At 61.9% G+C, this 13,963-nt stretch carries 15 protein-coding genes; 1 reads left to right on the top strand and 14 read right to left on the bottom strand.

Annotation, left to right across the window (positions count from 1 at the left end):
- Nucleotides 1-17 precede the first annotated feature (17 nt).
- The 10 genes from gph to FJ953_RS08060 are packed head-to-tail and all read right to left on the bottom strand — an operon-like array spanning nt 18 to nt 9,994.
- The gene (gene gph, locus FJ953_RS08105; RefSeq protein WP_140623857.1) at nt 18-719 is read right to left on the bottom strand and encodes a phosphoglycolate phosphatase; all 702 of its coding nucleotides are present in this window, start codon (nt 717-719) and stop codon (nt 18-20) included.
- Nucleotides 716-1,273, bottom strand: a complete 558-nt coding sequence (locus tag FJ953_RS08100) for a thioredoxin family protein (protein ID WP_140623854.1) — start codon at nt 1,271-1,273, stop codon at nt 716-718. Before FJ953_RS08100 ends, gph begins: the two co-directional genes overlap by 4 nt.
- A gap of 21 nt (nt 1,274-1,294) precedes the next feature.
- Entirely contained in the window at nt 1,295-1,981 is a 687-nt protein-coding gene (rpe, locus tag FJ953_RS08095; protein WP_140524711.1) for a ribulose-phosphate 3-epimerase, read from the bottom strand.
- Between the two features lie 60 nt (nt 1,982-2,041).
- On the bottom strand, nt 2,042-2,980 hold the full coding sequence (gene cbbX / locus FJ953_RS08090; protein WP_140515140.1) for a CbbX protein: 939 nt from the start codon (nt 2,978-2,980) through the stop codon (nt 2,042-2,044).
- A 7-nt stretch (nt 2,981-2,987) separates the two neighbouring features.
- On the bottom strand, nt 2,988-3,422 hold the full coding sequence (locus FJ953_RS08085; RefSeq protein WP_140498220.1) for a ribulose bisphosphate carboxylase small subunit: 435 nt from the start codon (nt 3,420-3,422) through the stop codon (nt 2,988-2,990).
- Between the two features lie 18 nt (nt 3,423-3,440).
- Nucleotides 3,441-4,934, bottom strand: a complete 1,494-nt coding sequence (locus FJ953_RS08080) for a ribulose-bisphosphate carboxylase large subunit (RefSeq protein ID WP_140498217.1) — start codon at nt 4,932-4,934, stop codon at nt 3,441-3,443.
- 21 nt (nt 4,935-4,955) lie between these two features.
- Complete coding sequence (fba, locus tag FJ953_RS08075) at nt 4,956-6,035, bottom strand: class II fructose-bisphosphate aldolase (protein WP_140623852.1); 1,080 nt, start codon at nt 6,033-6,035, stop codon at nt 4,956-4,958.
- Nucleotides 6,036-6,046: 11 nt separating this feature from the next.
- Nucleotides 6,047-8,056 carry a transketolase gene (tkt, locus tag FJ953_RS08070; RefSeq protein WP_140623850.1) on the bottom strand — a complete coding sequence of 670 codons (2,010 nt, stop codon included), beginning with the start codon at nt 8,054-8,056 and terminating at the stop codon, nt 6,047-6,049.
- A 10-nt stretch (nt 8,057-8,066) separates the two neighbouring features.
- The gene (locus FJ953_RS08065) at nt 8,067-8,939 is read right to left on the bottom strand and encodes a phosphoribulokinase (protein ID WP_140498210.1); all 873 of its coding nucleotides are present in this window, start codon (nt 8,937-8,939) and stop codon (nt 8,067-8,069) included.
- Nucleotides 8,940-8,947: 8 nt separating this feature from the next.
- Nucleotides 8,948-9,994, bottom strand: coding sequence for a class 1 fructose-bisphosphatase (locus FJ953_RS08060; protein ID WP_140515144.1), 1,047 nt, complete (start codon nt 9,992-9,994; stop codon nt 8,948-8,950).
- Between the two features lie 124 nt (nt 9,995-10,118).
- On the opposite strand from FJ953_RS08060, the gene FJ953_RS08055 reads away from it, so the two are divergent.
- Entirely contained in the window at nt 10,119-11,051 is a 933-nt protein-coding gene (locus FJ953_RS08055) for a LysR family transcriptional regulator (RefSeq protein WP_140498205.1), read from the top strand.
- 101 nt (nt 11,052-11,152) lie between these two features.
- On the opposite strand, the gene FJ953_RS08050 is transcribed toward FJ953_RS08055, so the two are convergent.
- From FJ953_RS08050 to FJ953_RS08035, 4 genes are all read right to left on the bottom strand, one after another.
- Nucleotides 11,153-11,779, bottom strand: coding sequence for a hypothetical protein (locus tag FJ953_RS08050; protein WP_140623848.1), 627 nt, complete (start codon nt 11,777-11,779; stop codon nt 11,153-11,155).
- Nucleotides 11,779-12,639, bottom strand: coding sequence for an ABC transporter permease (locus tag FJ953_RS08045; RefSeq protein ID WP_181167723.1), 861 nt, complete (start codon nt 12,637-12,639; stop codon nt 11,779-11,781). Before FJ953_RS08045 ends, FJ953_RS08050 begins: the two co-directional genes overlap by 1 nt.
- Nucleotides 12,640-12,650: 11 nt before the next feature.
- Nucleotides 12,651-13,439: an ATP-binding cassette domain-containing protein gene (locus FJ953_RS08040; protein ID WP_140498199.1), complete on the bottom strand. Its 789-nt coding sequence runs from the start codon at nt 13,437-13,439 to the stop codon at nt 12,651-12,653.
- Between the two features lie 70 nt (nt 13,440-13,509).
- Nucleotides 13,510-13,953 carry a hypothetical protein gene (locus tag FJ953_RS08035; RefSeq protein ID WP_140498197.1) on the bottom strand — a complete coding sequence of 148 codons (444 nt, stop codon included), beginning with the start codon at nt 13,951-13,953 and terminating at the stop codon, nt 13,510-13,512.
- Nucleotides 13,954-13,963: the final 10 nt, after the last annotated feature.

Genomic DNA, 13,963 nt, shown 5'->3' with positions numbered 1-13,963 from the left:
GCCGGCGTTCGCCCCGATCAAGCACCGGCTTGCAGCCCCTGTATCGCCGCAGGCAGGTCGAAAAGGCTGTCGCAAACCTGGTCGGCGCCAAGCTCTTCAACCGGAAAATGGGTGTATCCGCCGCGCAGCAGAATGACGGGCATGCCGGCGGCGCGCGCGGCGCCTGCGTCGGCGCCACTGTCTCCGACCAGCAGCGCGTCACAGGGGTCGACTCCAAGCTGGGCGAGCGCCAGCAGCAGAGCATCGGGCGCGGGTTTCAGGCATGTCACCGCGTCTCCGCCAATGATCGCACGGAAATATTCCGTCAGTCCGAAATGCAGCAGGATCTCGCGAGTCGCCAACTGCGGTTTGTTGGTCGCCACGCCCATGGCCATTCCCTTCGCGTAGAAGTGTGTGAGAACCTCCCTGACGCCAGGCATCAGTCTTGTCAGGCCGGTCAGATGTCGGCTGTAGATCGGCGCCATGACGCGGTTGGCCTCATCGAGCGCGTTGCCGACGAGCGGCGCTCCCGACGCCGCGAAGGCCCGCTCGACCAATTTCCTGACGCCGCCACCGATCATGGCCTTGACCTGGTCCAGGCGCAACGGCGGCAGATCGCGGCTGGCCAGCAACTCGTTGACGGCGGCCGCTATATCAGGCGCCGAATCGACCAGTGTGCCGTCGAGGTCGAACAGGATCGCCTTCGGCGGTCGAAGCGACCTACCTGCGCCGACATTCATGCAGCATCCTTCCACTTGATCGAGCAGCCGATCGAGGCGATCTGGTCGAACGGACCATCGCCGGTTCGAGCAACCTGCTTCATCGCCTCGAACAGATCGCGTCGCAGCCCGAGCGGTCCGGATTCGCGTCGCGACGCGTCCAGCCGGCCGCGATATTGCAGTCTCAGTTCGCTGTTGAACCCGAAGAAATCGGGAGTGCACACCGCTGCGTAGTCGCGCGCTACGGTCTGCGCCTCGTCGTGCAGGTAAGGGAAGCTGAAGCCGTTCGTCATGGCGAAGCGCTTCATTTGGTCGAAGGAATCGTCCGGATAGGCGTCGGCATCGTTGGAGTTGATCGCGACGAAGCCGATATCTTCGGCCTTGAGGTCATTGGCGTCGCGCACGATGCGAGAGATCACGGCCTTCACATAAGGGCAGTGATTGCAGATGAAGGCCACGATCAGGCCATTCGGGCCGGCGTGACCGAAGATGGAATGCGACGTGCCGTCGACGCCGGGCAAAACGGCATCGATGGCGGGCCAGCCGAAATCACATACAGGTGGGACCGCAGCCATGTTCGTCTCCCCGACAACGGTTTACGCGGCTTTCCGGATCGCGCCATCGGCCGCCTGTCTGATGGCGCCGATATTGGCACGATAGGCTGCCTCGGTGCCTCCCTTGAATACAGCCGAACCGGCGACCAGTACGTTGGCGCCAGCCGCGGTGACCAGCGGGGCGGTTTCGGCCGTGACTCCGCCGTCGATCTCGATGTCAATCGGGCGATGGCCAACCAAAGCCTTGATCCGTCTGACTTTCTCGATGACCGCTGAAATGAAGGCCTGGCCGCCGAAGCCTGGATTGACCGTCATCAGCAGCACCAGATCGAGCCGGTCGAGCACATACTCGATGACGCTCTCCGGCGTCGACGGATTGAGCGACACCCCGGCCTTCTTGCCAAGATTCCTGATCGCCTGCAATGAGCGGTCGAGATGCGGTCCAGTCTCGGCATGCACCGTGATGATGTCGCAACCGGCATCGGCGAAGGCGGCCAGATAGGGGTCGGCCGGCGCGATCATCAGATGGCAGTCGAAGATCTTGTCCGTTCGGCCACGGATCGCCTTGATGACCGGCGGACCGAAGGTGATGTTGGGCACGAAATGCCCGTCCATCACGTCGAGATGGATCCAGTCGGCGCCCGCCTGAACGACAGCTTCGACCTCGTCGCCGAGCCGCGAGAAATCCGCGGAAAGCACGGAGGGCGCGATGATTGTCCTGGTGACCATGGTCGTCGTCTCCAATTCTGTCTTCCGTGTCGGGTCGCCGCCCGCCAGCCGGCTTCGCCCTCAGCGCGTCTTCGTCTCCGGTTCGCCTTCGAGCTTCCCTTCCGCGAATACGCGGCTGCCGCGGATATCGGATTCCTCGATGGTAATAAGGTCTGCCTTGGTCAGGGCACGGCTTCGCGATGCGAAAAGCCGATTGGCCTGGCGAAGCCGCGCCCGGTCCAGCCCATTGCGCACCGAGCGCGCGTTGGAGAAATGCGGCAGCCTCATTCGGATCGGAAGATACTCTTCGAGGGCCTGGGCGGCCGCCTCGCTGAGGCGATAATTCTGCTCCGCTAGCATGATCTCGGCGATCGATTTCAGCTCACTGACGCCGTAGTCGGGAAAATCGAGGTGGTGAGCGATGCGCGAACGCATGCCGGGATTGCTGTCGAAGAAACGATCCATCTTGTTCTTGTAGCCGGCAAGGATCACGACCAGGTCGTCACGATTATTTTCCATGCATTGCAGCAGGATCTCGATCGATTCCTGGCCGTAGTCGCGTTCGTTCTCGGGCTTGTAGAGGTAATAGGCCTCGTCGATGAAAAGCACGCCGCCCATGGCACGCTTGATCACGTCGCGCGTCTTGGGTGCGGTGTGGCCCACATACTGGCCGACGAGATCGTCGCGCGTCACCGCGACCAGGTGGCCTTCGCGGACATAGCCGAGTCGATGCAGGATTTCGGCCATCCTCAGCGCCACGGTGGTCTTGCCCGTGCCGGGGTTTCCCGTAAAGTTCATATGCAGTGTCGGTGCGCCCGAGGTCAGTCCGAACTTGCGGCGAAGCCGGTCGACCAGGAGAAGGGCCGCGATCTCGCGGATGCGGTTCTTGATCGGCTTCAGTCCAACGAGTTCGCGGTCAAGCTTATCCATCACCTCGTCGATGTTGGACGCTTCGAACTCGGCCTGCAGATCAACCAATTCGTCCTGCGCGGCTGCGCCTTTGGCTATCGTGTCCAGCATGGCTCAGCTAGCTCCGCTCGCCCTCGGGCCTGTCGGTGGCATAAGGCACGATCGAATAGCCCTGGCTGCGGCCGTCACGCTCCTGGCGCAGCAGCCGGAACCCGGGTTCGCTGGGTGGCCGGTTGACGATGAACGACATGCGCGGCGCTTCCCATCCCTTGGTCGAATCGAAGGCGGTTACCCGGACATACATGTTCGGACAGGCTTTCCGGCAAGCGTTGACTTCGAGCAGGATGCCCGCCGGGTCTCTCAAATCGAACATCGGGTTGCCGTACATTTCCCAATAGGTGTTTCGCGGATGCGGATCGTCCGTGTACTCGACGCTGACGGCCCAGTGGTTCTTCAGCGCATATTTGATCTGCGCCGAAATCTGCTCATCGGTCAGGTCGGGCAGGAACGAGAACTGTCCCTGCGTGACCTTGTTTCCCGGATTGGTCATCATGGCGACGGTTCCTTTCTTCTAGAAGCTGGGCGTTGCGGTTGGCACGAAGTCGGCCGTGTCGGTCGATTCATAGTTGAAGGTGACATCCTTCCAGGTCTCCAGGGCAGCCTTCAGCGGGGTGCACCATTTGGCCGCCTGTTCGAGGATTTTGGTTCCTTCGCGCAAATAATCGCGTCCCTCGTTGCGGGCCAGGATCATCGCTTCCAATGCAACGCGATTGGCCGTCGCGCCTGCCTGGATGCCGTCGGGATGGCCGATCGTGCCGCCACCGAACTGCAAGATGACGTCCTCGCCGAGATAATGGATCAACTGGTGCATCTGGCCGGCATGGATACCGCCCGAGGCGACGGGCATCACCTTGTTGAGCGAGGCCCAGTCCTGATCGAAGAACAGCCCGGTTTCGAGGTTCTGCGGCGTGCGTTCCTCGCGCAGCGTGTCATAAAACCCCTTGATCATGAGCGGGTCGCCTTCCAGCTTGCCGACCACAGTGCCGGCGTGGATATGGTCGACGCCGGCCATGCGCATCCATTTGCAGATGACGCGAAAATTCATGCCGTGGTTCTTCTGGCGCGAATAGGTTGAGTTGCCGGCGCGGTGCAGGTGCAGGATCATGTCGTTGCGGCGTGCCCACTTGGCCATCGACTGGATCGCCGTGTAGCCGATGACGAGATCGATCATGATGATACAGGAGCCAAGCTGCTTGGCGAATTCGGCGCGCTCATACATCTCCTCCATCGTGCCGGCGGTGACGTTGAGATAATGGCCCTTGACCTCGCCGGTGGCAGCTGAAGCCTTGTTCACCGCCTCCATGCAGTAGAGGAAGCGGTCGCGCCAGTGCATGAAGGGCTGCGAGTTGATGTTCTCGTCGTCCTTGACGAAGTCGAGGCCGCCCTTCAGCGCCTCGTAAACGACGCGGCCATAGTTGCGGCCTGACAGGCCGAGCTTCGGCTTCGTCGTCGCGCCGAGCAGCGGACGGCCAAACTTGTCGAGCCGCTCACGCTCCACCACGATGCCGGTTGCGGGTCCCTGGAAGGTTTTGAGATACGCGACCGGGATGCGCATGTCTTCCAGCCGCAGCGCCTTGACCGCCTTGAAGCCGAACACGTTGCCGATGATCGACGCGGTCAGATTGGCGATCGAGCCCGGCTCGAACAGGTCGAGGTCGTAGGCGATGTAGGCGAAGTACTGTTGCTCGGTCTTGGTGCCGGGACCAGTGTTTGGAACCGGCTCGGATCTGAACGCCTTGGCGCGGTAGAGCTCGCAGGCTGTCAGCCTGTCGGTCCACACCACGGTCCACGTCGCGGTCGAGGATTCACCGGCGATGGCGGCCGCTGCCTCCTCGTGGTCGACGCCGGGTTGCGGCGTGATCCGGAACATGGCGATCAGATCGGTCTCCTTGGGCCTGTAGTCCGGCTCCCAATAGCCCATCTTCTTGTAAGGGATGACCCCTGACTTGTAGCGTTCCTTGCCTTCCTTGAGCGTACCCGCTGGCAGCATATCGATCTTGTTCATGACAGGTCTCCTGTTTGTTGCTCAGGCGGCTTTCGCGGTTGCGATATGTGGCGCGAGTTTTCCCGCGGCATAGCGTTTGGCCATCTCGTCCATGGCGATGACCTTGATCTTCGAGGCGTTGGACGCCGTGCCGAAACGCTCGAAGCGGTCTCGGCAAAGATCGTGCAAGGCATCCATGGCGGGCTTCAGGAATTTTCGGGGATCGAACTCGCGCGGATTCTCCGTCGCGACGCGGCGGAACTGCCCGGCCATGGCCATGCGGCAATCGGTGTCGATGTTGACCTTACGCACGCCGTAGCGGATGCCGCGCTCGATCTCCTCCACCGGGACGCCAAAGGTCTGGGACATCTCGCCGCCGTATTTGTTGATGATGTCCTGCAGTTCCTGTGGCACCGAGGAAGAGCCGTGCATGACCAGATGCGTGTTGGGCAGCTTCTCGTGGATCGCCTCGATCACCTGCATGGCCAGTATGTCGCCGTCCGGCTTGCGGGTAAATTTGTAAGCGCCGTGCGAGGTGCCGCAGGCGATCGCCAGCGCGTCCACCTGGGTTGCGGCCACAAAGTCGACCGCCTGATCGGGGTCGGTCAAGAGTTGGTCGTGGGAGAGTGCGCCCTCGGCGCCGTGGCCATCCTCGGCCTCGCCCTGGCCGGTTTCCAGCGATCCGAGCACGCCCAGTTCGCCTTCGACGGAAGCCCCGACCCAATGCGCCATGCGTGTGACTCGTTCGGTTACGGCGACGTTGTAGGCATAGCTTGCCGGCGTCTTGGCATCTGCCATCAGGGATCCGTCCATCATCACCGAGGTGAAGCCGTGGCGGATCGCGGAAAGGCAGGTGGCCTCGTCGTTGCCGTGGTCCTGATGGATGCACAGCGGAATGGTCGGATGCATTTCAGTCAATGCCTCCATCATTTTGGCCAGCATGACGTCGTTGGCGTAGGACCGGGCCCCACGTGAGGCCTGGATGATGACGGGCGCGTCGCAGGCTTTGGCCGCCTCCATGATTGCGAGGCCCTGTTCCATGTTGTTGATGTTGAATGCAGGCACGCCGTAGCCGTGCTCGGCGGCATGGTCGAGAAGCTGGCGAAGGGTGATGCGGGCCATTGTGGGTCCTCCTAGATGATGAGATTCAGCGCCGCCGCGGCAACCGCTTCGGATGTTATGTTGAAATGCCGGTAGAGATCGGGGGCAGGGGCGCTGGCGCCGAAGCCGGCCATGCCGACGACAGCGCCCGTCTCGCCGACCCAGCGGTCCCAGCCCAGCCGGACCGCCGCTTCGACCGCGATCCGCGGCGCGGAGCCGAGAACGGCCTTGCGGGTGGCGTTTTCCTGCTCTTCGAAAAGCTCCCAGCACGGCATCGAGACGACCGCGGCGGCGACGCCATGCTCGGTCTCCAGCCTTTCGGCAGCGGCAACCGCGATCTCGACCTCCGAGCCGGTGGCGATCAGGGTGACGGCGCGGTGCCGGGCTGGTTCGCGCAGGATGTATGCGCCCTGGCTGGAGCGGTTCTCATCGCTGTGCGCTTCACGCAGCATCGGCAGGTTCTGGCGCGACAGCACCAGCACGCTGGGCCGATCCCTGCTCTTCAGCGCGAGTTCCCAGCACTCCGCCGTTTCGATGATATCCGCTGGGCGGAAGACATTGAGGTTCGGCGTCGCACGCAGCATCGCCAGGTGCTCGACCGGCTGATGCGTCGGGCCGTCCTCGCCGAGGCCGATGGAATCATGCGTCATCACGTAGATGACGCGCTGACCCATGAGCGACGAGAGCCGTATCGCGCCACGCGCATAGTCCGCGAAGCAGAGGAACGTACCGCCATAGGGCACGAAGCCGCCATGCAATGCGATGCCGTTCATGGCGGCGGCCATGCCGTGTTCACGAATGCCGTAGTGAATATAGCGGCCGGCATAGTCGCTCGGCGCAATGCGGTTCATGCCCTTGGTGATCGTCAGATTCGAGTGCGTCAGATCGGCCGAGCCGCCGACGGTCAATTCCGTGGCGCCGTTGATGACCTCCAGTGCCATTTCGGAAGCTTTTCGCGTTGCCACCTTGGTTGCCTTCTCGACATGCCCTCGCCGAAAGGCATCGAGCGCTTCGAAGACCGCGTCGGGCAGTCTGGCGGCGACCGCGTTCTCGAAGGCCTCTCGCTGCGGCGAGGCGGCAAGCCGCTGCTCCCAGGCGCTCCGCATCGCTTCGCCGCGGCCGGCAATTTCGCGCCAGGCGAAAAGCACGTCGTCAGGCACCTCGAACGGCGCGAAGGTCCAGCCAATGTTCTCGCGGGTCGCGGCGATCTCTGCTTCGCCCAGCGGCGCGCCATGCGTCTTCTCCGAACCGCCGAGATTGGGGGCGCCCTTGCCGATTACAGTGCGGCAGGCAATCAGCGACGGTCGATCCGACTGCCGCGCCGCCTCGATAGCCGCGGCGACGGCTTCCATGTCGTGGCCGGAGACCGTTTGGACGTCCCAGCCGGCAGCTTTGAAGCGCGCCGGCTGGTCCATCGACGTGGACAGGGAGGTTGGCCCGTCAATGGAGATCGCATTGTCGTCCCAGAAGACGATCAGGCGGGAAAGCTTCAGGTGGCCGGCGAGGTCGATCGCCTCGTGGCTGATGCCTTCCTGCAGGCAGCCGTCACCTGCAATCACATAGGTATGATGGTTGACCAGATCGGCACCGTAGCGGGCAGCAAGCATGCGCTCCGCCAGCGCCATTCCGACCGCCGTGGAAATGCCTTGTCCGAGCGGGCCGGTGGTGGTCTCGACACCAAGCGCGTGGCCATATTCGGGATGTCCGGCCGTGCGGCTGCCCAGTTGCCGAAACCGCCGCAACTCCTCGATCTGCATGTCTTCATAGCCGAGCAGATAGTGCAGCGCGTATTGCAGCATCGAGCCATGGCCGGCTGAAAGCACGAAACGGTCACGGTCGGGCCAGCCCGGCCTGGAAGGATCGACATTGATGAAGCGGTTGAACAGCACCGTTGCGACATCGGCCATGCCCATCGGCATGCCGGGGTGTCCCGAATTCGCTTTTTGGACGCTGTCCATCGCCAGCACGCGAATGGCGTTCGCCATGTCGAGCTCCGAGACGACGGCGGCGGCGGCAGGCTTTAGTGCTGTTTGGCTGGTCATGGCGTCCTCCTCACGACACACGGCTCTTGCGTTCGATCAATTGCAGGATGAGCGGCGTCAGGATCAGCTGCATGGCAAGGTCGAGCTTGTTGCCTGGCACCACGATGGAATTTGGCCGCGACATGAACGAGTCGTGGATCATCGACAGCAGATATGGAAAATCGATGCCGCGCGGATTGGCGAAGCGGATAACCAGCATCGATTCGTCAGGCGTCGGAATCCAGCGCGCGATGAAGGGGTTGGACGTATCGACGATCGGCACGCGCTGGAAATTGATGGCGGTCTGCGAGAATTGCGGGACAATGTAGCGGACATAGTCGGGCATCCGGCGCAGGATCACGTCCATCACCGCCTCGGTGGAATAGCCGCGTGTCGAACGATCGCGATGGATCTTCTGGATCCATTCGAGATTGATGACCGGCACGACGCCGATCTTGAGATCCGCATGCTTCGCCAAATTGATCGTGTCGGTGACGACACAGCCGTGCAGCCCCTCGTAGAAGAGCAGGTCGCTGGGACCGAACTCGCGCCATTCGGTAAAGCTTCCCGGTGGCGTGCCGTACTGCTTTTCCTCTTCCTCGTCATGGATGTAGGTGCGGGTTCTTCCGGATCCCCGGCGGCCGTATTCCGCGAACACCTCTTCGAGAATCCCGAGTTCGTTGGCCGCGGCATGGAAGTGGGTGAAGTTCGGATTGCCGGCCTTCTCCTCTTCGGCCACCTTTGCCTTCATCGCGGCGCGGTCGTAGCGGTGGAATGCGTCGCCTTCGATGAACGCGGCCTCGATGTTCTCGCGCCGGAAGATCAGCTCGAAGATACGCTTGACCGAAGTGGTGCCGGCGCCCGACGAGCCGGTGATGGTGATGATGGGGTGCTTGGCTGACATGGTGCTGCTCAGGCTCTGAAGAGGCCACGGCGGCTGAACAGCGGCGCTCGTTCGCCGATGTTGCTCGGCTCGGTGTGGTAGCGGGTGACGCGCGCGACCTCCCGCGCCGACCCGAAGACCATCGGCACGCGCTGGTGCAGGCTGTCGGGTTCGATGTCCAGGATGCGGTTGATCGTATCGGTGGCCGCACCGGCAGCCTGTTCTATGAGATAGGCAATCGGGTTGGCCTCGTAGACCAGGCGCAGCCGTCCCTGACCGTAGCCCTTGCGCCGGTCGCCGGGGTAGAGAAACACGCCGCCGCGCATCAATATACGGTAGCAGTCGGCGACCAGGGAGGCGATCCAGCGCATGTTGAAATCCTTCTCTCGCGGTCCTTCGGTGCCCTCCAGGCAGTCGTCGACATAGAGCCGCACGGCCTCGTCCCAGTGCCGGTAGTTGGCGGCGTTGATGGCGAACTCCTGGGTGCGTTGCGGAATGATCCGGCTCTCGTAGGCCTGGACGAAGGTGCCGAGCCTGGCCGACAGGACGAAGATATGCGTACCGCTGCCGAGCGACAGGACGAGCGCCAACTGCGGCCCATAGATGAAGAAACCGGCGCCCAGCTGATTCACGCCCGCCTGCAAAAAAGAGGCGGCCGGATCGGCATCCGGCGCGCCAGTTGCGGGCAGGAGCGAGAAGATCGTTCCGATCGACACGTTGGTGTCGATGTTGGAAGAGCCGTCGAGCGGGTCGATGGCAATGGCGAGTGGTGCTTGCCTGTCGAGCAGGACCGGCTGCTCCAGCTCCTCGGAAGCGTAGAGCGCGACCGGAGCGTGGCGCATGGCGTCGAGGAAGATGTCGTCGGAGAAGACGTCGAGATCCTTCTGGACATCGCCGTCGGCGTTGGCGCCACGGGTCCCGGCAAAGGCGGCGCCGAGCACACCTTGATTGATGGTATTGCGGATCTTGCTGGCGGCCTGTGTCAGCTGACGGACAGTCGTCACGACCGCGGAGCGAAGTTCGTCCGGCTGGCCGAGATAGGAGTTCAGAAAAGCGTCGAGCGTTGCCGCTGGCATCGTAACCTCCCGATCCAGCCGCGTCTCCTCGGATCGGCTGGATCGGGGGAATGAAAACAAACGACACTTGATAAGTAAAATTCAATAACTTTACGTTGGTACTAAAAATAATTTAGTATGAGACATGAGAAACCTCACGCTCAAGCATTTCAAGACCATCCAGGCCATCATCAGGCACGGAAAAATTGTGAGTGCGGCCAAGGCGTTAGGTCTGTCTCCTTCAGCACTGACAATTCAGTTGCGGCAAATGGAGGAAGAATTCCAACTGGCTCTGTTCGACCGGACGTCGGACGGCATGCGTCCCACTGCCGCAGGTTTGGCCGTCGTTGAGGCAGCGCAAGCTATCGAGGAGCATCTCGGTCTGCTCGAAGACAAGATCGACGCCATCAAGGGCGTTCGTACGGGTAGCTTGAGGCTCGGCGTCGTTTCCACCGCCAAGTATTTCGCGCCGCGGTTGATGGCTGCGTTCATGAAGGAACATCCCGACATCGACATGCGGCTTGCCATCGGCAATCGTGCCCAGACAATCGACAACCTCAAGAATCACGACATCGACATCGCGCTGATGGGGCGCCCGGCGAAAGAGGTACCGGTGCGTGCTTCGGTCTTCGGCGATCACCCGCTGGTCATCATCGCGCCGCCCGAACACCCGCTGGCGGCGGCGCGCGATATCTCCAAAGAGCGCATTGCCGAGGAGCATTTCCTTATTCGCGAGCCCGGCTCCGGAACCCGCATCTCGCTGGAAATATTCCTGAGCGACGTGCCTGGCCGCATCGACGAACTCGGTGTCGAGATGGGCTCGAACGAAACGATCAAGCAGGCGGTGATGGCTGGTCTGGGCATCGCCTTCATTTCTGCCCACACCATCGCCGCGGAAACGGAAGCTGGCCGGCTCGTCATCCTCGACGTTGTCGGCATGCCGATCCGCCGACAATGGTTCTCGGTGATACGAACCGATCACGCAATCTCGCCGGCCATGGCTACGTTCAACGATTTCCTGATGCGCAAGGGCGCGATGTATCTGCCCCTGTTCGGTAAGCTTTATCCCGATTCCTGAGCGGGATGACCGACGGATGGCGTTCGGAATCGACCGGAGCGAGACGCCGGACGTGTCGCCTGCCAAGAGACGTGAAATCCGTCGCAAGGTCGACTGAAGGTCTATTTCTTCCGACCGAGCGTTTCCGAGACGGTCCTGGACAATTGATAGAGCCGCTGCTCGATTATCGTCGGCACGTCGCAGACATAGGTCAGCGACTGGACACGTTCGTTGAAAATGCGCGTCGCGAAAGTCAACTGGTCGGTTCGCCGTTCGACTTCGTCCGGATCGGCGTCGGCTTTGGCACGCAGGGCGTCGACGTCGGATGCTTCCTTGCGCAATTCAGCCGCCATTTCGAGCTGTTTGTGGGCATAGCGGGAAATGCCGGAAATCACGTGCGAACGCTCGGCGTCCATGTGATCGAACATTCCCTGCACCAGCATCGCCATCTTTGGTGCGACCTGCTCCGCCGGCAGAGAAGCCACGAAGTCCTTGATCTCCTTCTGGGCTTCGGCAATCGGCGTCCGTCGGGCCGCCACCGCCTCGACCAGCGCGGAGACGCCCGAATCCTTCGACCAATCCTTCGCCGCCGGGGGAAGCTCCGGCCCATTCCAGATCTGGCCGAGCGAGAGCTGCGGCACCTTGCGCTGCATGCAAGGCCAGTCGGGATCGGTGTTTGCCGCCCTGGCGTCCATCGGGACAAGCATGGCGATCAGAACCAGGGTGTGGACAAGTCTCATTCGCGCCATCAGCCGTTTCCTCCCGTGTCCTGTTTGCGGGTCATCAGGCCGCGCGAAGGATCGTATGCAATGATGGCGCCGCCCAGAAACAACAGCGTGCAACCGGCGACGACGCCCAGCGACAGCCAGTCGATCTGCCCATAGAAGGCGAAGCGGATCAGTTCGACGGCATAGGTGAACGGATTGGCGAGGCAGATCTTGTAGAGCAGGGGGCTTGCCTCCTGGATACGCCACAAAGGATACAGCGCCGGCGACGCGAAATAGCCTGGAAAGATGACGAAGTTCATGATGCCGGCGAAGTTTTCGAGTTGCTTGATCATGGACGACAAAAGCATGCCGAGCGCGCAAAGCATCATGCCCGACAGAAACAGTGCCGGCAGCACGTAGAGATAGCCGAGCGGCGGCGCCCTGACGCCCCACAACCAGGCGACGATCAGAAATGCGTAGACTTGCACGATCGATACGGCCACGCCGGCCAACATCTTCGACACCAGCAGGAACCAGCGCGGAAATGGGCTGACCAGCAGGATGCGCATGTTGCCCATCTCGCGGTCGTAGACCATCGACAGTGAAGACTGCATGCCGGAAAACAGCAGGATCATGCCGCACAGACCCGGAGTGATGTAGACCTCGTAGAGCACATAGGTCTTGTAAGGAGGGATGATCGACACGCCGAGCACCTGGCGGAAGCCGGCGGCGAAGATGAACAGCCAGACGAGCGGCCGCACCAGTGAGGAAATGAACCGTTCGCGTTGGTGCAGGAAGCGCAGGCACTCGCGCAGGACGATGCCTTTCAGGCAAATGAGATAGTGGCGGAGGCCGAATGGTTCAGACCCTACCGGTTTGATGCCGACAACTTTTCCGGGCATCGCAGGAGCGCTCATGACGATGTCTCCGCCATGCCTGCCGCGTCGATGCGGCTGAGCTTCGAAAAGGCATCGCGAATGGAATTTCCTCCATTTGCCTGGACGACATCCGACACCTTGCCCCTGGCGACCAGGTCACCCCGCCGCAGCACGACGACATGATCGGTATCGTCGACTTCATCGATCAGATGCGTGGCCCAGAGCACGCCGATACCATCGGTTTCGACGAGCTTGCGGATGGTGGCGAGGATGCCAGCACGCGACTCGATGTCGAGGCCGACGGTCGCTTCGTCAAGCAGGAGCAGGGAAGGTCGGTGAAGCAGCGCCCGGGCGATCTCGATGCGCCGCATCTGACCGCCGGAGAGGCTGCGTGCCTTGTCATGCTGGCGGCCCTGCATGTCGACTGTGTCAAGCAGCGCGGCGATGCGCTGCCGGGCTTCGCGTCCGCCAATGCCATGCAGCGAGGCATGGTAGGAAAGATTCTGATAGACGCTGAGATCGAGGTCGAGCGTGCGCGCCTGGAACACGATGCCGACCCGTCTGAGCGCTTCGCCCGAAGCGCTGCGGATGTCGTGGCCGAAGATGCGGATCGACCCGTGACGCGTGTCATAGAGGTGGCTGATCAGGGAGAACAGCGTTGTCTTGCCGGCCCCGTTGAGGCCGAGCAGGACGGTGAACGTCGCCGGCAAGATCGAGAACGAGACCTCTTTGAGTGCCCGCTTCGGTCCATAGGAGTGGCTGACGGCACTGACGTCGAGCGCCGCCGCCTCGTCTCCCGGTCCGCTTGTCCTCACATGCTGCATGCCCGGATCGCTCCTTCAGGACGCGTTGGCAGGACGCACTGCTATCTAGCGCGCCTCATTGCCTTTGGTCTCACTTGATCGTGATCTTGCCCTTCAGGCCCTTGTCGGCGAGGTCGGGAACCGACCAGGTATATTCGCCCGGGCGAACTGTGTGGAATTGCACCTGGATTGTTCCCGCGTCGTCGAATTCCAGCCAGGCCGGTCCGCCGTCCATATGCACCTCCAGATCGTCGATGACGATCTGGTCCATCCACACATTGCGGAACAGGTCGGTCACGAACTTGTATTCGAAACCGCCCTTGGAGGTGATCTTCCACCGATAGCCTTGGCCGGCGATCAGTTCGAAATCCTTCTGATTGACGGCATAGGTGGAATCGGCCGAGCCGATAATCAATTCCGGCAGGTTCTTGCTGGCACGCGAGGGTTTTGGCGTTGCGTCATCCGCGCTTGCGCCGATCGGAGCAAGCACAAACCCGGCGAGCGCGGCGAAGATAAACCTATGGCGAAATTTCATGTCGCGATCC

The organism is Mesorhizobium sp. B2-3-6 (assembly GCF_006442305.1).
In the GTDB taxonomy this organism is placed as follows: domain Bacteria; phylum Pseudomonadota; class Alphaproteobacteria; order Rhizobiales; family Rhizobiaceae; genus Mesorhizobium.
The sequence above is the reverse complement of the archived record's forward strand: the minus strand, read 5'-3'. Positions and strand labels throughout refer to the sequence as shown.

Coding starts and splice junctions, on each gene's coding strand:
- cbbX (WP_140515140.1), bottom strand. CDS start 2,980: ATGCTGGACACGATAGCCAAAGGCGCAGCCGCGCAGGACGAATTGGTT.
- FJ953_RS08040 (WP_140498199.1), bottom strand. CDS start 13,439: ATGCAGCATGTGAGGACAAGCGGACCGGGAGACGAGGCGGCGGCGCTC.
- FJ953_RS08055 (WP_140498205.1), top strand. CDS start 10,119: ATGAGAAACCTCACGCTCAAGCATTTCAAGACCATCCAGGCCATCATC.
- FJ953_RS08100 (WP_140623854.1), bottom strand. CDS start 1,273: ATGGCTGCGGTCCCACCTGTATGTGATTTCGGCTGGCCCGCCATCGAT.
- FJ953_RS08050 (WP_140623848.1), bottom strand. CDS start 11,779: ATGGCGCGAATGAGACTTGTCCACACCCTGGTTCTGATCGCCATGCTT.
- FJ953_RS08065 (WP_140498210.1), bottom strand. CDS start 8,939: ATGTCAGCCAAGCACCCCATCATCACCATCACCGGCTCGTCGGGCGCC.
- rpe (WP_140524711.1), bottom strand. CDS start 1,981: ATGGTCACCAGGACAATCATCGCGCCCTCCGTGCTTTCCGCGGATTTC.
- fba (WP_140623852.1), bottom strand. CDS start 6,035: ATGGCCCGCATCACCCTTCGCCAGCTTCTCGACCATGCCGCCGAGCAC.
- FJ953_RS08085 (WP_140498220.1), bottom strand. CDS start 3,422: ATGATGACCAATCCGGGAAACAAGGTCACGCAGGGACAGTTCTCGTTC.
- FJ953_RS08035 (WP_140498197.1), bottom strand. CDS start 13,953: ATGAAATTTCGCCATAGGTTTATCTTCGCCGCGCTCGCCGGGTTTGTG.
- FJ953_RS08080 (WP_140498217.1), bottom strand. CDS start 4,934: ATGAACAAGATCGATATGCTGCCAGCGGGTACGCTCAAGGAAGGCAAG.
- FJ953_RS08060 (WP_140515144.1), bottom strand. CDS start 9,994: ATGCCAGCGGCAACGCTCGACGCTTTTCTGAACTCCTATCTCGGCCAG.
- FJ953_RS08045 (WP_181167723.1), bottom strand. CDS start 12,639: ATGCCCGGAAAAGTTGTCGGCATCAAACCGGTAGGGTCTGAACCATTC.
- gph (WP_140623857.1), bottom strand. CDS start 719: ATGAATGTCGGCGCAGGTAGGTCGCTTCGACCGCCGAAGGCGATCCTG.
- tkt (WP_140623850.1), bottom strand. CDS start 8,056: ATGACCAGCCAAACAGCACTAAAGCCTGCCGCCGCCGCCGTCGTCTCG.